Source organism: Burkholderia reimsis, assembly GCF_003294055.1.
Classification (GTDB): Bacteria; Pseudomonadota; Gammaproteobacteria; order Burkholderiales; family Burkholderiaceae; genus Burkholderia; species Burkholderia cepacia.
In genome coordinates this window covers 381364-398693 of sequence record NZ_QMFZ01000002.1, presented here as the reverse complement: position 1 = coordinate 398693, position 17330 = coordinate 381364, and the positions used below count along the sequence as shown (strand labels likewise).

The 17330-nt window shown below is 69.4% G+C and carries 18 protein-coding genes; 9 read left to right on the top strand and 9 right to left on the bottom strand.

Features of this window, described 5'->3' with window-relative positions; translation table 11 throughout:
- Positions 1-160: 160 nt before the first annotated feature.
- The 4 genes from DPV79_RS04725 to DPV79_RS04715 all read right to left on the bottom strand — a co-directional run bounded on the left by DPV79_RS04725 (position 161) and on the right by DPV79_RS04715 (position 3489).
- Positions 161-640, bottom strand: a complete 480-nt coding sequence (locus DPV79_RS04725) for a GNAT family N-acetyltransferase (protein WP_113044900.1) — start codon at positions 638-640, stop codon at positions 161-163.
- A gap of 188 nt (positions 641-828) precedes the next feature.
- Entirely contained in the window at positions 829-984 is a 156-nt protein-coding gene (locus tag DPV79_RS42505) for a hypothetical protein (protein WP_006481665.1), read from the bottom strand.
- A gap of 175 nt (positions 985-1159) precedes the next feature.
- The gene (locus DPV79_RS04720; RefSeq protein WP_113044899.1) at positions 1160-2698 is read right to left on the bottom strand and encodes a flagellar hook-length control protein FliK; all 1539 of its coding nucleotides are present in this window, start codon (positions 2696-2698) and stop codon (positions 1160-1162) included.
- Between the two features lie 92 nt (positions 2699-2790).
- Positions 2791-3489 carry an MgtC/SapB family protein gene (locus DPV79_RS04715; protein WP_059812050.1) on the bottom strand — a complete coding sequence of 233 codons (699 nt, stop codon included), beginning with the start codon at positions 3487-3489 and terminating at the stop codon, positions 2791-2793.
- Positions 3490-3603: 114 nt separating this feature from the next.
- Here DPV79_RS04715 and DPV79_RS04710 point away from each other — a divergent pair, with 114 nt between their 5' ends.
- Positions 3604-4713, top strand: a complete 1110-nt coding sequence (locus tag DPV79_RS04710) for an AGE family epimerase/isomerase (RefSeq protein WP_060320476.1) — start codon at positions 3604-3606, stop codon at positions 4711-4713.
- Here the strand turns inward: DPV79_RS04710 and DPV79_RS04705 are convergent.
- Positions 4686-6305: a methyl-accepting chemotaxis protein gene (locus DPV79_RS04705; protein WP_059708818.1), complete on the bottom strand. Its 1620-nt coding sequence runs from the start codon at positions 6303-6305 to the stop codon at positions 4686-4688. The two genes, DPV79_RS04710 and DPV79_RS04705, sit on opposite strands and share 28 nt — an antisense overlap.
- Before the next feature lie 271 nt (positions 6306-6576).
- On the opposite strand from DPV79_RS04705, the gene DPV79_RS04700 reads away from it, so the two are divergent.
- The gene (locus DPV79_RS04700) at positions 6577-7020 is read left to right on the top strand and encodes a PaaI family thioesterase (protein ID WP_011353771.1); all 444 of its coding nucleotides are present in this window, start codon (positions 6577-6579) and stop codon (positions 7018-7020) included.
- Here the strand turns inward: DPV79_RS04700 and DPV79_RS04695 are convergent.
- The 4 genes from DPV79_RS04695 to DPV79_RS04680 form a co-directional block, all read right to left on the bottom strand.
- Positions 6968-7348, bottom strand: coding sequence for a type II toxin-antitoxin system RelE family toxin (locus DPV79_RS04695; RefSeq protein WP_060219981.1), 381 nt, complete (start codon positions 7346-7348; stop codon positions 6968-6970). The genes DPV79_RS04700 and DPV79_RS04695 overlap by 53 nt on opposite strands.
- Positions 7349-7355: 7 nt before the next feature.
- The gene (locus DPV79_RS04690; protein ID WP_113044898.1) at positions 7356-7604 is read right to left on the bottom strand and encodes a type II toxin-antitoxin system Phd/YefM family antitoxin; all 249 of its coding nucleotides are present in this window, start codon (positions 7602-7604) and stop codon (positions 7356-7358) included.
- Between the two features lie 117 nt (positions 7605-7721).
- Entirely contained in the window at positions 7722-8774 is a 1053-nt protein-coding gene (locus DPV79_RS04685) for a CaiB/BaiF CoA transferase family protein (protein ID WP_113044897.1), read from the bottom strand.
- A gap of 86 nt (positions 8775-8860) precedes the next feature.
- Positions 8861-9628 (bottom strand): IclR family transcriptional regulator, encoded by a 768-nt coding sequence (locus tag DPV79_RS04680; RefSeq protein WP_059586168.1) that lies wholly within the window; start codon positions 9626-9628, stop codon positions 8861-8863.
- A gap of 134 nt (positions 9629-9762) precedes the next feature.
- Here DPV79_RS04680 and DPV79_RS04675 point away from each other — a divergent pair, with 134 nt between their 5' ends.
- The 7 genes from DPV79_RS04675 to DPV79_RS04645 all read left to right on the top strand — a co-directional run bounded on the left by DPV79_RS04675 (position 9763) and on the right by DPV79_RS04645 (position 17282).
- Positions 9763-10545 carry a crotonase/enoyl-CoA hydratase family protein gene (locus DPV79_RS04675; protein WP_059622095.1) on the top strand — a complete coding sequence of 261 codons (783 nt, stop codon included), beginning with the start codon at positions 9763-9765 and terminating at the stop codon, positions 10543-10545.
- A gap of 79 nt (positions 10546-10624) precedes the next feature.
- Complete coding sequence (locus DPV79_RS04670; RefSeq protein ID WP_113044914.1) at positions 10625-11845, top strand: CaiB/BaiF CoA transferase family protein; 1221 nt, start codon at positions 10625-10627, stop codon at positions 11843-11845.
- Positions 11842-12642 (top strand): enoyl-CoA hydratase/isomerase family protein, encoded by an 801-nt coding sequence (locus tag DPV79_RS04665; protein ID WP_113044896.1) that lies wholly within the window; start codon positions 11842-11844, stop codon positions 12640-12642. The genes DPV79_RS04670 and DPV79_RS04665 overlap by 4 nt, the downstream gene beginning before the upstream one ends.
- An 84-nt stretch (positions 12643-12726) precedes the next feature.
- Positions 12727-13779 (top strand): porin, encoded by a 1053-nt coding sequence (locus DPV79_RS04660; RefSeq protein WP_113044895.1) that lies wholly within the window; start codon positions 12727-12729, stop codon positions 13777-13779.
- Positions 13780-13789: 10 nt separating this feature from the next.
- Positions 13790-15112, top strand: a complete 1323-nt coding sequence (locus DPV79_RS04655) for an MFS transporter (protein WP_113044894.1) — start codon at positions 13790-13792, stop codon at positions 15110-15112.
- Between the two features lie 38 nt (positions 15113-15150).
- Positions 15151-16305, top strand: a complete 1155-nt coding sequence (locus DPV79_RS04650; RefSeq protein ID WP_113044893.1) for an acyl-CoA dehydrogenase family protein — start codon at positions 15151-15153, stop codon at positions 16303-16305.
- 38 nt (positions 16306-16343) lie between these two features.
- Positions 16344-17282, top strand: a complete 939-nt coding sequence (locus DPV79_RS04645) for an alpha/beta hydrolase (protein WP_113044892.1) — start codon at positions 16344-16346, stop codon at positions 17280-17282.
- Positions 17283-17330 lie beyond the last annotated feature (48 nt).

Genomic DNA, 17330 nt, shown 5'->3' with positions numbered 1-17330 from the left:
GCTCGGGGCTCGGGGCTCGGCGCTCGGCGCTCGGCGCTCGGCGCTCGGCGCTCGGCGCTCGGCGCTCGGCAAGCAGGAAGGATCGGGAGTGTGAATGGTGCAGGCCGCCCGCGACGTACCCGGTTGGCCGCAAGTGCCACCTGAGCGCCTGCCAGCGGATTCAGCCCGGAATGACCGGCTTGATCAACGTCGTCGTGATCGGCGCGAAGCCGCACGCACGATACAGCGCGCGGGCCGCCGTGTTGTGATTGAACACCGACAGCCCGATCTCGGTGATGCCGTAGCGGCGCGCCTCGGCGTCGAGCGCATCGAGCGTGCGTGTAGCCCAGCCCTGGCGACGCCGGGACGGGACGATGTCGAGGTCGTAGATGAACAGGGTGCGGTTCGGCCCTTCGGGCACGATCGCGTACCAGAGGTCGCCCACCGCGTCGCCGCTGGCGGCGTCGACGAGTACGACGAGGGTCTGGCCGGAGGTCCGCAGGCCGTCCGGCAGCAGCGTGTCGAAACAGGCGCGCGCCCGGCTGGCCGCGTCTTCGATAGCATTTTGTCCGGATGAGACGAGATCGCGCGCGTAGCCGTCGATGGCTCGCGTACGGTACGCGTGGAATTCACTGGCCGTCATCGGCCGCATCTGCAGCATGGCCCGGTCACCGTGAACGGATTCGGACTTCCAGTGTAGCGGGACGGTCGCGCCGGCGCGCGATACGGCGGCGGAAAGCGGGCAGGCGGGTGCGGCGGGCGCCGCGAATCGGCGAATCGGCGAATCGGCGAATCGGCGAATCGGCGAATCAGCGAATCAGCGAATCAGCGAATCAGCGAATCAGCGAATCAGCGACGATACAGGACGATCGGCACGAGGTGCGCACGGCGCACGCGCTCGGCTTCGGCACGACGCGCAGCGTACGAGTATTCGGCGTCGAGCGGCAGGTGGGGCGACACGAACAGGTCGTCGATCTTTTGCAGCAGGGCAAGGATGAAGCTCATGTGAGACTCCTGACAGATGTGGCTAGGGTTTTCCCTTAGATGGACGCTATTCTAAGGGTTTTCCCTGAACTCTGCCAGCGCACCGCATCAGTTTGCCGCATGCGCGCGGCGCCTGATCGCCGACGCGAAACCGCGATCCTTGCTCCGCCGGGCTCCCAGGATAGGGTCGAAACGATTAGCGCGTGCGGCGCGCACGTTTCGCGACGGCCGCCTCGCGATTCGCGTTGCGCTGGAGCCGGTCGACTTGCGACAGCAGCGCCTCGTGATGCTCCTCGAGCGTCATCAGCGTCGCCTGCTGCGTCGACAGATCGGCCGCGAGGCGATCGATCCGCTGCTGCTTCGTGGCGACGTCCTGCTTCAGGTGCGCGATCTGCCGCGTCTGCAGCACCAGCGCAACGAGCCCGGCCAGCACGACGACGGCCAACGCCAGCAGCAGGCGGTTGACGCGGCGCATCTCGCGATCGGCGGTGCGCGTCAAACCGTCGACATCGGCCTGCAGCGCGGCGAGCCGGTCGGTCAGCGGACGCAGGTGCGTATCCGGATCGAAGACCGGCGCGGCCGGTTGCGCGCGCTCCACCGACGGCTTCGTGACAAAGGACGCAGCGGAAGCCACCGGCTGGGTGACAGGGGATACGGTGGTGTCGGGGGGCGGCGCGGCGTCCACGGCCTTCGCAATGTTCACCGTGTTCACCGTGTTCACCGTGTTCACCGTGTTCGCCGTGTTCACCGTGTTCACCGTGTTCGCCGTGTTCGCCGTGTTCGCCGGGTTCGCCGGGTTCGCCGGGTTCGCCGGGTTCGCGGCGATTGCCGGCTTGGTCGGCTCCGCCGATGCCTGCGGCTCGACGATCGGCATCGCGTCCGGTGCCGGGCTCGCGCCGGCCGCCGCTCGCGCCGTGTCGACGCTCGTCACGACTGGCGCAGATTGCTCTGCTGTCGCGTCGCTTGCACCGGCAGCCGCCCGACGTTTGCCGCCCGACGACGCGCGACGCTCCTTCACGGCGTCGCCGGAAGATCGCCCTTCGCGGGATTTGACGGCGGCGGCAGCGACAACAGCCTTCTCGCCTTCACCGCCAGCTGCTTGCGTTTCGGTCACCTTCGGCGCCGCACCATCGGCCGCTTGCAGCCTGGTCGCCACCATCGCGACGGCGTCGGCCGCGGGCACATCGGCGGCCTTCGTTGCAACACCACCGGCCAGCGGAATATCGGCCGCCTTCATCGCCACACCACCGGCCAGCGGAATATCGTCCGCCTTCATCGCAACCGCCCCGGAGGCCGGCACGATGTCGGCATCTGCAACCTCCTCACCTTGCGGCACCGAAACGCCATGGGCCACCGTCGCGACTTCCGGCGTCACCGCGCCCTCTACCGCTTCCGCATGTGCCGCCGCGCCCGCCCCTTCCCGCGCACCGAACCCGTCCAGCGCGGGCTGCCGCCCGGAGGCCACATCGTCCGCGATATCGGCCGCTGCATCGGCCTGCGCCCCCGCTTCGTCGCGAACCGCAACCGGCGCGCGCTCGCCCGGCTCGAACACCGGATCGCCGAACAGGTCGAGCGTGCGCTCGTCCCGCGACGCGTCGGCGGCCGGCGCACTGCCGGACCGCGCCGTCGCCCTCGCGGACGTACTCCCCGCGGCAGCAGCCGAGCGCTGGCGGGAACGGGCCGATGAACGATTGGAACGGGAACGGGAGCGAGGCGAGGAAACGGATTCGGTCATGGAGATCGGATAGCGGGGCCCGCGAACACGGAACCGGATGTCGAACGGAATCGGTGGTCGGCCATTGTCGCATGCCCCGTTGCCGATTCAGCCTATTCGTCGCCCGACAGCCCGTTGCCCTCTTCAAAACGCGTCACGCCCTTCAGCGCGCGCAGCTTGTCGCAGATCGCCTGGTATTCGAGCGCCGACACCCGCGCGAGCGCGATGCGCACCTCGTCGTGCTCGCCCGTGTCGTCGGCACGCTGCACGATGAACTGCTTCACGCGCGCGCTGTCCGGGCCGAGCGCCGCGTGCAGCGAATCGAAGTTCAGCGCGCCGCTCACGACCGTCAGCGCGACCTGGCGGCGCTGCCGCACCGTGAAATAGCGCCGCTCCAGCGGCTTGATGCCGGCCAGGATGATCAGGATGATGATCGTCGCCGAAATCGACGCGACGTACAGCCCGCCCCCCACCGCAAGGCCGATCGCGGCGACCGACCACAGGCTCGCGGCGGTCGTCAGCCCGCGCACGATCTCGCCGCGCAGCAGGATCGAACCCGCGCCGAGGAAGCCGATGCCCGACACGACCTGCGCGGCGATCCGCGACGGATCGAGCACGATGTGCTCGCTGCTGCCGAGCACGTCGGCGAAACCGAATGCCGACACGATCATGATCAGCGTCGAACCGACACAGACGAGCATGTGCGTGCGCAGGCCGGCGGCCCACGACAGGCGCTCGCGCTCGAAGCCGATGACGCTGCCGAGCGCCGCCGCGAGAACGAGCCGCATCACGAGTTCCAGGTTGCTCAGCATGCGATTTATCTCCTTTTTTGGTGCCGGCCGCGCGGAATGTTTTATCCTTGGCCCCGGCCGCGCCGATCCTCCGGGCCGCGCCGACACGTTTCGAACCCAGCGCTCAACCCCGTCATGTCCGTTTCCGACTCCGCTTCCGCCCAGGCCGCCCAGCTGCGCCACCATTTCGCGCACGTCGTCTTGCCGATCTGGCGGGGTTCAGGGTTCGACCAGACATTGCAGTTGCCGTTCGAAGCCGTCGATCCGGCCACCCACGCGCCGCTGCCCGTGACCCGTTATCGCGCAATGGCGTGCGCACGGCAACTGTTCGTGTTCGCGCAGGCCGGCGACACCGCGCACGCAGCCACGCTGTTCGACGCGCTGGGCCGGCGCTTTCGCGACACGCGCCACGGCGGCTGGATCTACAGCGTCGACGCGCAGGGCGCGCCGCTCGACACGACCAAGGATCTCTATACGCACGCATTCATCGTGTTCGCGTGTGCCGCCTGGTATGCGGCGTCGGGCGACGCCGCCGCGCGCACGACGGCCGAGGAGACCGCCGCGCTGATCCGCGACCGTTTCGCGCCGCATCCCGGCGACGCGCTGCTCGATGCGGCGCGCCACGCCGATTTCTCGTCATCCGGCAGCGGGGCGCTGCAGAATCCGCTGATGCACCTGACCGAAGCGTGGCTTGCAGCTGCCGATGCCTTCGGCGACGCGGCGTTCAACGACGCGCTCGCGCACACCGCGCAGGCCGTCGAGCGCACGTTCGTCGACGCGGCAACCGGCTGCGTGGCCGAGCTGCCGCTCGGCGCGGCAGACAACCGTTTCGAGCCCGGTCATCAGTTCGAGTGGTTCTACCTGGTCGATGCGGCCGGCGCGCGGCTCGCGCAAACGGGGCTCCCCGCTGCGCTGTCGCGTGCGTTCGGCTTTGCGGAGCAATACGGTGTCGATCCGCAGACGGGCGGCGTCTGCGCGGCGCTCGATGCGCAAGGTGCGTGCGTCGACGGCACGCAGCGGATCTGGGCGCAGACGGAGTACCTGCGCGCGCTCGCGACGCACGGCGGCACGCCGGCCTCCGCGCCGCTCGCGCGGCAGATCGAACGCTTCGCCGCGCGCTTCCTGCATCCGCGCGGCTGGTTCGAGTGCAAGACGGCCGACGGGCAGGTGTCGCGCGCCGACATGCCGTCGACGACGCCCTACCACCTCGCGACCGCCTACGCGGCGCTGCCGGCCGGCTCGTAACCCGTCCCGGCGAACGACGACGCCGCGCGTTCATCGCGCGCGGCACGACCATCGCCCAGTTCGAATACCGACACGGCCTGCATCAGGTGCGCGGTCTGGTCGTTCAGCGACGCGGCCGCCGCCGCGACTTCCTCGACCAGCGCCGCGTTCTGCTGCGTGAGCTGATCCATCTGCGTGACGGCCTGGTTCACCTGCTCGATCCCGACGCTCTGCTCGACCGACGCCGAGGTGATCTCCGACATCGTCTGCACGACGCGCGTGATCGACGTCGACACCGTCCGCATCGCTTCGCCGGCGCGCTCGACGAGCTCCGCGCCGCCGTTGATCTGCGCGACCGAATCCTCGATCAGCGCCTTGATCTCCTTCGCCGATTGCGCGCTGCGCTGCGCGAGCGAGCGCACTTCGCCCGCGACGACCGCGAAGCCGCGGCCCTGTTCGCCGGCCCGCGCGGCCTCCACGGCCGCGTTCAGCGCCAGGATGTTGGTCTGGAACGCGATGCCGTCGATCACCGAGATGATCTCCGCGATCCGCCCCGAGCTCTGCGCGATGCCGCGCATCCGGTCGATCACGCTGTCGACCACGCCGCCGCCGTGGCTCGTCGCCTCGAGCGCCGCGTCGGCCAGCGCGCTCGCCGCGCGTGCGCTGTCGGTGTTCTGACGGACGGTTGCCGTCAGTTCCTCCATGCTCGCGGCCGTTTCCTCGAGCGACGCGGCCTGGGTGCCGGTGCGCGCCGACAGGTCGGCGTTGCCGCTCGCGATCTCGCCCGCGCCCAGGTGGATCGCATCGGATGCCTGGCGCACCGTGCGCACGGTGCCCGCGATGCTCGTCTGCATCGTCGCGAGGCCGCGCAGCATCCGGTCGATCTCGAACACGCCACCTGCCCGCACGACTTCATCGAGCCGGCCCTGCGCGATCCGCTCGAAATGGCGGCCGGCTTCCTCCAGCGGCGCGACGACCGCGCGCCGCGCGGCCGCGTAGATCGCCGCGCTCGCCACGAGCATCGCCACCAGCAGCACGATGCCGACCGACTTGAACCACAGCATGCCGCCGTCGATCGTATCGAGCGCCGAGCGGCTCGATGTGCCGCCGTAGTCGGTGAAGCGGCGCAGCTCGGCGATATAGGCGTCCTGGATGCTCTGCGTCGGCTGGTCGAGGAATGCCTGGATGTTGTCGGCGTCGAGGAACTGCACGAGTTCGCCCAGCGCGCCGCGCAGCGCGCGATAACGCTCGGTGAGCGCCGCGACGCGCGCGCGGTTGGTCTCATCGACCGGTTGCTCAGCCGTCAGCGCGGCGAACGCCTTGTCGGCTTCGGCGAGCGAAGCGCCGGCATGGCGGATGATGTCGTCCGGTTTCGGGCCACCGCGCACCATCCGCGTGCCGGCGCGCGACAGGTTGATGCGCGCGTCGAGCAGCTGCTGGGTGGCCTGGCTCGCCGCGCCGACCTGCGTGATCGCGACGTTCGACAGGTCGTCGACGCCGCTGCGCGTCGACGTGAGCGCCCAGAAGCCGAGCGCCTCGATCGCGAACAGGAAAAGGCAGAACACGGTCAACACGCCGAGCAGACCCGACGCGAGCTTGATTTTTCCGAACATGGGGGAGATTCCTGGAAAGCGGACGATGAGGCAATGCCCCGGCATTAGCGGCATTTCTTCGTCGGACTTTAGGACCGGGAGACGGCAAAGTTCACGTTGCTCGTGCATTCCCGCGGAATCACCGGCAAACCGGGGGATCTTCGGTATTCGACGCAATAATCGCGTTGCATCGCGCCGGAATTTGCACGAAATGCGGACGAATTTCCTTGCTTATCCGCAGCCCCCTTCCTAGAGTTCAGCGCAAGCGGGCGCTCATTTCGAAGGAAGTTCGATGACCGACATCACGGATCACGCGCGCGGCGCATTGCGCGCGCAACCGTTCAGCATGCTGCTGGGCACGGAGCTGATGCATATCGGCGACAACGAAGTGTCGCTGTGCCTGCCCGTGCGCGAGGAACTGCGGCAGCAACACGGGTTCGTGCACGGCGGCGTCATCAGCTACCTGGCGGACAACGCGCTGACGTTCGCCGGCGCGCTCGTGCTGGGCCCGCGCGTGATTACGGCCGAATACAAGATCAACTACCTGCGGCCGGCCGTGAACGGCACGCTCGTCGCGCGCGCGAAGCTCGTGTACGCGGGCCGGCACCAGGCGACCTGCCAGTGTCACGTGTTCGTCATCGACGGCGATCACGAACGGCTCGTCGCGATCGCGCAAGGCACGATCAACCGCGTCGGCGACGGGAAGATGCCGGATGCGCCGGAAGAGACGGCCTGACGGGCGGCACCGGCCGGTTCGACGAGACAAGCCGCGAAACGCCGAGGCCACAGCGCGTGTCGCACTGGCATTTCATCGCGGCGAGACAGACCGCATCGCGTTCGCGACGCCACATCGCGACCACCCGCACGACGACCTCCGCCTCGCGCACTTCGTACACGAGGCAATAGCGGACACTACGCAGCCCGATCTTGTCGCGCTCCAGTTGACCGCGCGGCCTGGCCGAAGGAATGCGAGGATTTTCGAGCCGTTCGGCAAGTCTCGCCTCGAACCGATCGCGAACGGTGCGGTCGAGCTTCTTCCACGCCTTCAACGCAGGTTCGAGCAACGCGCACTCAAAGGTCAACCAGCTTGACCTTGACGATGTTCCCGTTGGCGCGCGAATCGACGAGCGCGTTGCCTTCGATATCCTCGAGACGTTCGACCATCGCCTCCCACGTCTTCGCCCGGATGCAGTAAAACGCCGGTTCGTTGTGGTTCAGGATCGCGACCGGGAAGCCCTCCCCCGCTGCCACCGTTCCCATCGGGTTCCGCTTCAGCTCCGAAACGCTCGCCGTCACGCTGGCCAGAATGGTGTGGGGCATGTCCGCTCCTGATTCGATCGTTATTTCGCCAGACCTTATTCGGTACCCGATTTGGCTCCGCCCTGAACGCCCTCAAGATAACGCCGGGTTTGCTCCCTCACCGCGCGCTTCGACGCGCTACTCGGCCTCATCCCCCGTCAGCGGCAAAAACCGCGGCGCCACCCGCGCGCGCACGTTGCCGTTCTCGTCCGTTCGATAGATCCCGCGTGCGACGTTGTGCGGATGCGCGACCGCGTCGGCCACGCTCAGCACCGGCGCGAAACACACGTCGGTGCCTTCGAGCAGCGCGCGCCAGTACGCGGACGGCTGCTGCGCGAACACGTCGGCGAAACGCGCCTTCAGCGCGGGCCAGCGTGCGCGGTCGTACTGCGACGCCGGATCGACGTCGGTCAGCCCGAGCCGTTCGACCAGCAGCGCGTAGAACGGGGGCTCGAGCGCGCCGATCGTCACGCACTCGCCGTCCGCGCAGCGATACACGTCGTAGAACGGCGCATCGTGGAACAGGCTCGGCTGCGCGCCGTCGAGCTGCCCGTTCGCGCGCGCCCACAGCGCGAGCGAACCGAGCATCGACACGACGTCGACGATCGCGCCGTCGACCACCCGCCCCGGCCCGCCGCCGCGCACGTCGAACAGCGCGCAGACGATCCCGAACGCGAGCCCGAGCGCGCCGCCCGCATCGCCGACGACGGTCGGCGGCAACCCGGGCCGGCCGTCGCGCGGCGCGGACAGCGACAGCAGCCCCGTCAGCGCGACGTAGTTCAGGTCGTGCCCGGCCGCGGCCGCGAGCGGGCCCTGCTGGCCCCAGCCGGTCATCCGGCCGTACACGAGCTTCGGATTGCGGCGCGCGCAATCTTCGGGCCCGAGGCCGAGCCGCTCCATCACGCCGGGCCGCAGGCCCTCGATCAGCGCATCGGCCTGCGCGATCAGGTCGAGCGCGGCCTCGCGGCCGGCCGGCGACTTCAGGTCGAGTTCGACGATCGTCTTGCCTTCGCGCAGCAGGTCGCCGTCGCGGGCCTTCAATGCGTCCGGCGCACTCGTGCGGCCGGCTGGGCGCGCGATCAGCGTGATGCGTGCGCCCATCCCGGCGAGCATCCAGCCCGCGAGCGGGCCGGGGCCGAGACCTTCGAATTCGATGATGTGGATGCCGGAAAGCGGCGCGTTCAATGACATGACAGCCTCGCTGAAATGCAGTCGGGACAAGAGCGGCGAAACCGCCCGATTCTATGCGAATGCCAGCGCGCGCCGGCCTCGTCCGGCTAGCCGGCCGCCGCATCCGGACGCTGCGCGTCCAGCGCCTCGCGCATCGCCCGCACGATCGCGTCGCGACGCGCGCCGATCCGCTCGACGGGCCCGGCCACCCCCATGGCCAGCGGCAGGCCGTTCCAGCCGTCCGCGATCACCATCGAGATCATCGCGGCGCCCTGCGTGACCGTATGCGCCGAATAGGAATAACCGAGCCGGCGCGTCTGTTCGACCTTGTCGAGCACGACGTCCTCGTCGATCGTCCTGCCCGATTTCCCGATCCGGCGAATGCTGCGCGATACGAGCCGGCGGATCGTGCTGTCCGGCTGAAGGCTCAGCAGCGCCCAGCCGAGCCCCGACATGCAGATCTCGCGACGCGTGCCGATCGGCGCGTAGAACTGGATCGGAATCGTATGCGAGCCCTCGACCGCGTCGATGTACTGCACGTACAGGTCGCTCTGCACCGCGATCACCACCGCCTCGTGCGTGCGCAGCGCCAGCCGTTTCGCGACGGCATGCCAGTGCCGCCGGCTGCCGGCCGCCGAATCGACGAGCGCTTCGCCGAGGTTGACGAGCCGTGCGGTCGGCGCATACGCGTGGGTTGCGTCGTCGTACGAAAGATAGCCGAGCGCCTTCATGCTGGTCAGCAACGCCGCCGCGCTCGACCCCGGATACCCGCAACGCGTGGCGATCTCGCGCACGCTCAGCGGCCGCTGCAATGCGCTGAAGAGTTCCAGCACCTCGAACACGCGCGCCGCGCTCTTGACCACGTTTCCGCTCATCCCGCCCTCTCCGCTGCAACCGGGACGGGCCTTCCACATATGTGGAACGGAATTTCCCGCCGCCAACCGTCGTGACGATACTAGGCTTCGGCCCGCGGCGTGAAGCCCCGCGGCACAGAACACACGGAGACATCATGGCAGCCTTTCTGATCCGTGAACGGCAGGGCCCGATCCTGACCGTCACGATGAACCGTCCCGAAACCCGCAACGCCATTTCGGACACCGATGCGATCGACGCGCTGACCGAATGCTGCGACGACGCGAACCGCGACGAGTCGATCCGCGTGCTGGTCCTGACCGGCGCCGGCACGACGTTCTCGTCGGGCGGCAACGTGAAGGCGATGCGCGCCTTCATGGAATCGGAGTCGCACGATCCTGCCGCGATCCGGTCCAGCTACCGCCGCGGCATTCAGCGCCTTGCACGGGCGTTCCAGCAACTCGAGGTGCCGGCCATCGCGGCGGTCAACGGCCCGGCGATCGGCGCCGGCACCGACCTCGCGTGCATGTGCGACATCCGCATCGCCGCCGACCGCGCGCGCTTCGCCGAGAGCTTCATCGCCCTCGGCCTCGTGCCCGGCGACGGCGGCGCGTGGTTCCTGCCGCAGATCGTCGGCGCCGCCGTCGCCGCGGAAATGTCGTTCACGGGCGATGCCCTGGACGCGCAGGCCGCGCTGCGCTGCGGGCTCGTGTCGCGTGTCGTGCCCGACGCCGACCTCCTCGCGCACGCCCATGAACTGGCCGGCCGCATCGCCCGCCACTCAGGCACCGCGTTGCGCCTGACCAAGCGCCTGCTGCGCGAAAGCCGCCATGCAAGCCTCGACACGGTGCTCGACCTGTCGGCGTCGTACCAGGCGTTCGCGCACGCGACCCCGGAACATCGCGCGGCGGTCGACGCACTCTTTGCCGCACGCGGCTGAACCCCGACGCATCACGGCCGTGCAGCCGGCGCGTGCCGGTCTGCCGGCGCATCGCATCCCCATCGAAGGAGACATCGTCATGACCAGCAGTAACGAAGGCGCGCTCGCAGGCGTGCGTGTGGTGGACCTGAGCCGCGTCTATGCGGGGCCGTTCTGCGCGCAGACGCTCGCCGACCACGGCGCGGACGTCATCAAGATCGAACCGCCGCAGGGCGACGAAACGCGCGACTGGGGGCCCGCGATGCCGAACGGCCTCTCCAGCTACTACTGGGGGCTCAACCGCAACAAGCTCAATCTCGCGCTCGACCTGTCGCATCCCGACGGACGCGACGTGCTGTTCCGCCTGCTCGAGACAGCCGACGTGCTGGTCGACAACTTCAAGCAGGGCACGCTCGAACGCTGGGGCATCGGCTACGCAGACTGCCTGCGCGAGCGCTTTCCGCGCCTCGTCCACTGCTCGATCTCCGGATACGGCACCGACGGCCCGCTCGCGCGGTTTCCGGGCTACGACGCCGTCGCGCAGGGCCTCGCCGGCTTCATGTCGATCAACGGCGAGCCGGGCGGCATGCCGCTCAAGGTGCCGTTTCCGGTCGTCGACTTCGCGGCCGGCATGAGCGCCGTATCGAGCGTCCTGCTTGCGCTGGTCGAGCGGACGCGCTCCGGTCTCGGCCAGCACGTCGACATCGACCTGTTCAGCACGGCGCTGTCGATGCTGCATCCGGTCAGCACGAGCTGGATGGCGACCGGCGAGGTTCCCGTCGCGACCGGCAACGTGTACGGCGCAATCGCGCCGTACGGCGTCTATCCGTGCAAGGACAAGCCGGTCGCGACCGGCGCCGGCAACAACCGCACGTTTGCGCGGCTCGTCGAAGCGCTCGGCGTGCCGGAGCTGGCTCGCGATCCACGGTTCGCGACCAACGCGCAGCGCGTCGCGCATCGCGAAGCGCTCGACACGCTGCTCGGGCAACTGACCGCCGAACTCCGCGCCGACGAGGTCGTCGAGCGGCTGATGCAGGCCGGCGTCGCGACGGGGCCGGTGAACACCGTCGCCGACGCGTTCGGCCATCCGCAAACCGCTCGCAACGCGATGTTCGTCGACACCGACACGTACACCGGCGCGGGCATCCCCGCCAAGCTTTCCCGTACGCCCGGATCGATACGCCGGCCGCCGCAGCCGTTCGCCGCCGACACCGACGCCGTGCTCGACGCGTTCGGTATCGACGCGGCCCGTCGGGATGCGTTGCGGCAGGCGGGCGTGCTCCACGACACGCGCGCGAATGCTGCCGGGAGCGCATCATGACCACGCCGGGCGCATTTTCCTCGCTGACGGGCGACGACGCCCCGTCGATCCTGCGCAACGACGACGACGGCATCGCGTGGCTGACGATCCATCGCCCGCACGTCGCCAACGCGCTGTCCGCCGACGCGATCCGGCGCCTGTGCGACGAACTGGTCACGCTCGACGACAACCCGGCGATACGCGTCATCGTGATCCGCGGCGCGGGCGAACGCGCATTCAGCGCGGGCGTGGATCTCGGCGATCCCGAAATACGCGGGATGCGGCCGATGCGCGGGCTCGCCCGCAACGTGCACGAGCTGATCCTGGAACTGCGCAAGCCGACCATCGCGGCCATCAACGGCTTCGCCGTCGGCGGCGGCTTTGAAATCGCGCTCGCGTGCGACCTGCGGATCGCCGCCGATCACGCGACCTTCGCGCTACCCGAGGCGCGCGTCGGGATGGGCGCGAATTTCGCGAGCGTGCTGTTGCCGCGCCTGCTGCCGCGCGCGATCGCGATGGAGCTGCTGTTCACGGGCCGCCGCTTCGACGCGGACGAGGCGCAGCGCATCGGCTTGCTGAACCGCGTCGTCCCCGCCGCCGCACTCGACGACACCGTGCGCGAACTGGCGCAGACGATCTCCGAAAACGCGCCGCTCACGATCCGCCGCATCAAGGAAACCGCGACACGCAGCCAGGGGCTGCCGGTGGCCGCCGCGCTGCGGCTGGACGTCGGCCCCGACGTCTACGCGAGCGAGGACCGGATCGAGGGCGCCCGCGCGTTTCTCGAGAAACGCAAGCCGGCATTCAAGGGGCGCTGAACCGACGCGAACGGCAGCACCCCGCGCGCAACCGCTCCCAGAACGCGGGCGCGCCACAACAAGACATGGAACGGAGACACCTTCATGCAACGGAAAGCATTCCTGATCGGCGCGTGCGTGCTGAGCGCCACGCCGGCGCACGCATCGTCGATCACGCTGTACGGGATCGTCGACAGCTACGTCGAATTCGACCGCATCGGCAGCCTGTCGAGCCTGCGGCAAAGCGGCGGCGGATCGTCGACGAGCCGCATCGGACTGACGGGCGTCGAGGATCTCGGCGGCGGCACGTCGACGAAGTTCGTGCTGGAAAGCGGCTTCTCGCCGGCCGACGGATCGTTCCAGGGCGGCACGCTGTTCTACCGGCAGGCCTACGTGTCGCTGCAGAACACGCGCTACGGCGACCTTCGGCTCGGCCGCCAATACACGCCCGCGTTCTACATCGTGTACGACGGCGACCCGTTCGGGCTCAACGAACGGCTGTCGCCGCTCGCGCTGCTCGCGACGTCGACGGACACGATCACGAGCAACACGACGCCGCCGATTCCGCGCTTCAACCAGGCGGCGTCGTATCTGAGCCCCGACTGGAACGGCCTGCGCGTGATGGCCACGTACGGCTTTCCGACGCCCAACGCGCTGTCCACGCAGGCCGGGCGCAACTACGGCGCCGGGCTCCAGTACCGGATCGGCGGGCTCTATCTCGGCGCCGGCTTCCAGGGCGACACGTCGGCCGGCAACCTGGCGCCCGTCGTCTCGCCGTCGACGACGCGCCACTACGTGTTCGCGGCCAACTACGCATTCGCGCGCGTCAAGCTGTATGCCGCGTTCCTGTACGGCGTCGGCACGGCGCCGCACCTGCCGGCGTTCTCGACCGCGAGCGCCGGCGCGTCGATCAACGTCGGCGCGCTCGATCGCGTGCTCGTCTCGGTCGTGCGTCGCGACGTGAAAGGCTCGGCTAACGACGCGACCGCGCTCGGCGTCGGCTACGACCATCCGCTGTCGAAGCGCACGTCGCTCTACGCCCGCTATCTGTACGTGAAGAACGGCGGCGACGCCCGCAACACGGTCGTCGTCGGCCTGCAGCCGCAACCGGGCGGCACCGGGCAGGTGTTCGCGCTCGGCATCGCCCACCGCTTCTGACGGAGTGCCCATGACCCCGACCCTTTCCACGCACGCGCCCGCCGCCGGCGATCACGCGACGCAGGCGCTCTACCGCCGGATCTCGCGCCGGCTGCTGCCGTTCCTGATCCTCTGCTACACGCTGTCGTTCATCGACCGGATCAACATCGGTTTCGCGCACGCGCAGATGGCCGCCGAACTGCACTTCTCCGACGCCGTCTACGGGCTCGGCGCGGGCATCTTCTTCATCGGCTACATGGCGTTCGAGATTCCGAGCAACGCGCTGCTGGCACGGATCGGCGCACGCAAGACGATTGCCCGGATCATGGTGCTGTGGGGGCTCGGCTCGGCCGCGACGATGTTCGTCACGACGCCCGCGCAGTTCTACGCGTGCCGCTTCCTGCTCGGTGTATTCGAGGCCGGCTTCTTCCCCGGCATCCTGTTCCATCTCGGCGCGTGGTATCCGCCGCGGCAGCGCGCAAAGGCGTTCGCGCTGTTCATGACCGCGCTGTACCTCGCCGGGCTGATCGCCGGCCCCGTGTCGGGCGCCATCCTCTCGTTCTTCGACGGCGCCGCCGGCCTGAGCGGCTGGCAGTGGCTGTTCCTCGTCGAAGGGCTGCCGAGCAGCGTGCTCGGCCTCGTCGCGCTGCGCTTTCTCGACGACCGGCCGGACGACGCGCCCTGGCTGTCGGACGCCGACAAGGCCGCGCTGCGCGCCGCGCACGCGCACGCCGAAGCCGGCACGCCGGACGCGAACGCGGCACGGCCGCTGCTTGCGCACCGCGATTTCTGGCTGCTGTGCGCGGCCAATTTCGCGATCGCGGCCGCCGGCTACGCACTCGTGTTCTGGATGCCCGTGATCCTGCATCGCGGCGGCCTGCATGGCGCGATGCGGATCGGGGTGCTGTCCGCGCTGCCCTACCTGTGCGGCATCGTCGGCATGCTCGCGATGGGCTGGCGCACCGAGCGGCGGCGCGAATGGCGCGGGCACGGCGCAGCGGCGATGCTCGCATGCGCGGCCGCGCTCGCCGGGCTGGCGAGCACCACCGGCACTTCTCACCTGATGATCGCGCTCTGCGTCGCGGTCGCCACGCACGCCGCGGCGCTGCCCGCGTTCTGGGTGCTGCCGGGGCTCGCGCTGCCGAAGCGCTCGATGGCGGTCGCGATCGCGGCGATCACGATGTCCGGCGCGATCGGCGGGTTCGCGAGCCCGTTCCTGATGGGCGTGCTCAACACGGCCACCGGGTCGATGCGCGGCGGCCTCTATTTCAACGCCGCGCTGCTCGCGGCCGGCGCCGTCGCCTTGCTCGGCACGCTGCGCACCCGCGCGGTGTCGCGCACGAACGCCGGCTGACGGCATCGACCTCCCTTTACCCACCCTCATCGACTCCCATGAATTTCGACCTTGAACTCGAACACCGGATGATCCGCGACCTCGTCGCACGTTTCGTGCAGGACGAGCTGATCCCGCTCGAAGCAGCGGTCATGGCCCGCGAGGCCGATGGCCAGCGCTTCGGGCTGCTCGACGAAGAACGCGCACATCTCGACGAGCGTTCCCTGCAGCTCGGCCTGTGGGGCCTCGACGCGCCGGTCGACGCCGGCGGCTCGGACCTGCCTGCCGTCGCGATGGTGGGCGTCAACGAAGCGATCGGCACGACCGTGACGCCGTACATCCTGCCGCCCGATTCGCCGAACCTGCGGATGCTGTGCGACGTGGCCGACGACGCGCAGCGCGCGCGTTATCTCGAACCGTACGCACGCGGCATCACGCGTGCCGCGATGGCGATCTCCGAGCCGGGCGCCGGCTCGGACCCGGGCGCGCTGTCGACGACGGCCGTGCGCGACGGAGAGAGCTGGGTGCTGAACGGGCGGAAGATCTGGATCAGCCATGCGCCCGAAGCCGACTGGACGATCGTGATGGCGCTCACCGATCGAAGCAAGGGCAAGCGCGGCGGCATGTCGGCGTTCATCGTCGACCGCGACACGCCCGGTTTCATCATCGAACGGCGGATCCCGATGATCGGCGGGCTGTCGACCTACGAAATCGTGCTGGACGACTGCCGCATTCCCGCCGCGCAACTGCTGGGCCTGGAAGGCGCCGGCTTCGCGCCGATGCAGGCACGGCTCGCGAACCGGCGTCTGGAAATGGCCGCATGGTGCATCGGCCGCGCCGAGCGCGCGGTCGCGATGCTGTGCGACCATGCGAAACAGCGCAAGACCTTCGGCGTGCCGCTCGCGGAACGCCAGGCGATCCAGTGGTGGGTCGCCGACGCGCTCACGCAGATCCACGCGTGCCGCCTCATGACCTACGAAGCGGCCGCGCGCGTGGATGCCGGCCAGGATGCACGCACGCAGATCTCGATGGTCAAGGTGTTCGCCACCGAAATGGCGTCGAGCGTCATCGATCATGCGATGCAGACGCTCGGCGCGATGGGCATGACGAAGGAAATGCCGTTGCAGCAGATGGCCAGCGAAGCGCGGCTGATGCGCATCTTCGAAGGCCCGACCGAGGTGCACCGCTGGGTCATCGCGCGCAGCGCGCTCTGACCGCCGTGCACCGCCCACCTTCACGATGGAGCCATGCGTTGGACACCCTGCATCTCGTCGACCCTGAAATCCGCCCGCTGCTCGAGACCTGGCCGACCGTCACGCTCGGCATCGACAACCTCGCGCAGTCGCGCGAACGCGTGCTGCCGCTGCCACCGCCCGACCTGGCCGGCAGCACGCTCGAACGCCGCACGGTACCCGGCCCCGCCGGCGCGCCGGACGTCCCGGTCCTCGTCTACCTGCCCGACCATCACGCGCGGCCACTTCCGGCGATCGTCCACCTGCACGGCGGCGGCTTCGTGCGCGGCAAGGCGAAGGATCTCGAGGCGGTGCACCGGTCGCTCGTGACGCAGCTCGGCTGCGCGCTGATCTCGATCGACTACCGGCTCGCGCCTGAAACCGTGTTTCCCGGCGCGATCGAGGATTGCTACGCGGCGCTCGCATGGGTCTTCCGCCACGCCGATACGCTCGGCATCGATGCGTCGCGGATCGGCGTGGCGGGCGAGAGCGCGGGCGGCGGACTCGCCGCGTCGCTGGCGCTGCTGGCCCGCGACCGCGGCGAATACCGGCTCGCGTTCCAGCATCTGATCTACCCGATGCTCGACGATCGCACCTGCACGCGCACGCCGCACCCGCATGCCGGCGAGTTCGTCTGGCACGCGGCCAACAACCGGTTCGGGTGGACCTCGCTGCTCGGTCACGCGCCGGGCATCGACGGCGTGTCGCCCTACGCGGCCGCCGCGCGCGCCACGCGGCTCGACGGCCTGCCGCCCGCGTTCCTGTCGGTCGGCTCGCTCGACCTGTTCCTCGACGAAAACCTCGACTATGCGCGGCGCCTGCTCCGCGCGGGCGTGCCGACCGAACTGCACGTGCTGCCCGGCGGCGTGCACGGTTTCGACATCGTGCCCGGCGCGCGCATCGCCGAAACGGCGCGCCGCCTGAGCCACGACGCACTGCGCCGCTTCCTGCACGGCTGACGAAAACGACGCGGGCGGCCGAAGCCGCCCGCATCCGCGCCGATACCA

What these genes read in the sequence shown, in the direction of transcription:
- DPV79_RS04725 (WP_113044900.1), bottom strand. Translation starts at nt 640, where the DNA reads ATGCTGCAGATGCGGCCGATGACGGCCAGTGAATTCCACGCGTACCGT.
- DPV79_RS42505 (WP_006481665.1), bottom strand. Translation starts at nt 984, where the DNA reads ATGAGCTTCATCCTTGCCCTGCTGCAAAAGATCGACGACCTGTTCGTG.
- DPV79_RS04720 (WP_113044899.1), bottom strand. Translation starts at nt 2,698, where the DNA reads ATGACCGAATCCGTTTCCTCGCCTCGCTCCCGTTCCCGTTCCAATCGT.
- DPV79_RS04715 (WP_059812050.1), bottom strand. Translation starts at nt 3,489, where the DNA reads ATGCTGAGCAACCTGGAACTCGTGATGCGGCTCGTTCTCGCGGCGGCG.
- DPV79_RS04710 (WP_060320476.1), top strand. Translation starts at nt 3,604, where the DNA reads ATGTCCGTTTCCGACTCCGCTTCCGCCCAGGCCGCCCAGCTGCGCCAC.
- DPV79_RS04705 (WP_059708818.1), bottom strand. Translation starts at nt 6,305, where the DNA reads ATGTTCGGAAAAATCAAGCTCGCGTCGGGTCTGCTCGGCGTGTTGACC.
- DPV79_RS04700 (WP_011353771.1), top strand. Translation starts at nt 6,577, where the DNA reads ATGACCGACATCACGGATCACGCGCGCGGCGCATTGCGCGCGCAACCG.
- DPV79_RS04690 (WP_113044898.1), bottom strand. Translation starts at nt 7,604, where the DNA reads ATGCCCCACACCATTCTGGCCAGCGTGACGGCGAGCGTTTCGGAGCTG.
- DPV79_RS04685 (WP_113044897.1), bottom strand. Translation starts at nt 8,774, where the DNA reads ATGTCATTGAACGCGCCGCTTTCCGGCATCCACATCATCGAATTCGAA.
- DPV79_RS04680 (WP_059586168.1), bottom strand. Translation starts at nt 9,628, where the DNA reads ATGAGCGGAAACGTGGTCAAGAGCGCGGCGCGCGTGTTCGAGGTGCTG.
- DPV79_RS04675 (WP_059622095.1), top strand. Translation starts at nt 9,763, where the DNA reads ATGGCAGCCTTTCTGATCCGTGAACGGCAGGGCCCGATCCTGACCGTC.
- DPV79_RS04670 (WP_113044914.1), top strand. Translation starts at nt 10,625, where the DNA reads ATGACCAGCAGTAACGAAGGCGCGCTCGCAGGCGTGCGTGTGGTGGAC.
- DPV79_RS04665 (WP_113044896.1), top strand. Translation starts at nt 11,842, where the DNA reads ATGACCACGCCGGGCGCATTTTCCTCGCTGACGGGCGACGACGCCCCG.
- DPV79_RS04660 (WP_113044895.1), top strand. Translation starts at nt 12,727, where the DNA reads ATGCAACGGAAAGCATTCCTGATCGGCGCGTGCGTGCTGAGCGCCACG.
- DPV79_RS04655 (WP_113044894.1), top strand. Translation starts at nt 13,790, where the DNA reads ATGACCCCGACCCTTTCCACGCACGCGCCCGCCGCCGGCGATCACGCG.
- DPV79_RS04650 (WP_113044893.1), top strand. Translation starts at nt 15,151, where the DNA reads ATGAATTTCGACCTTGAACTCGAACACCGGATGATCCGCGACCTCGTC.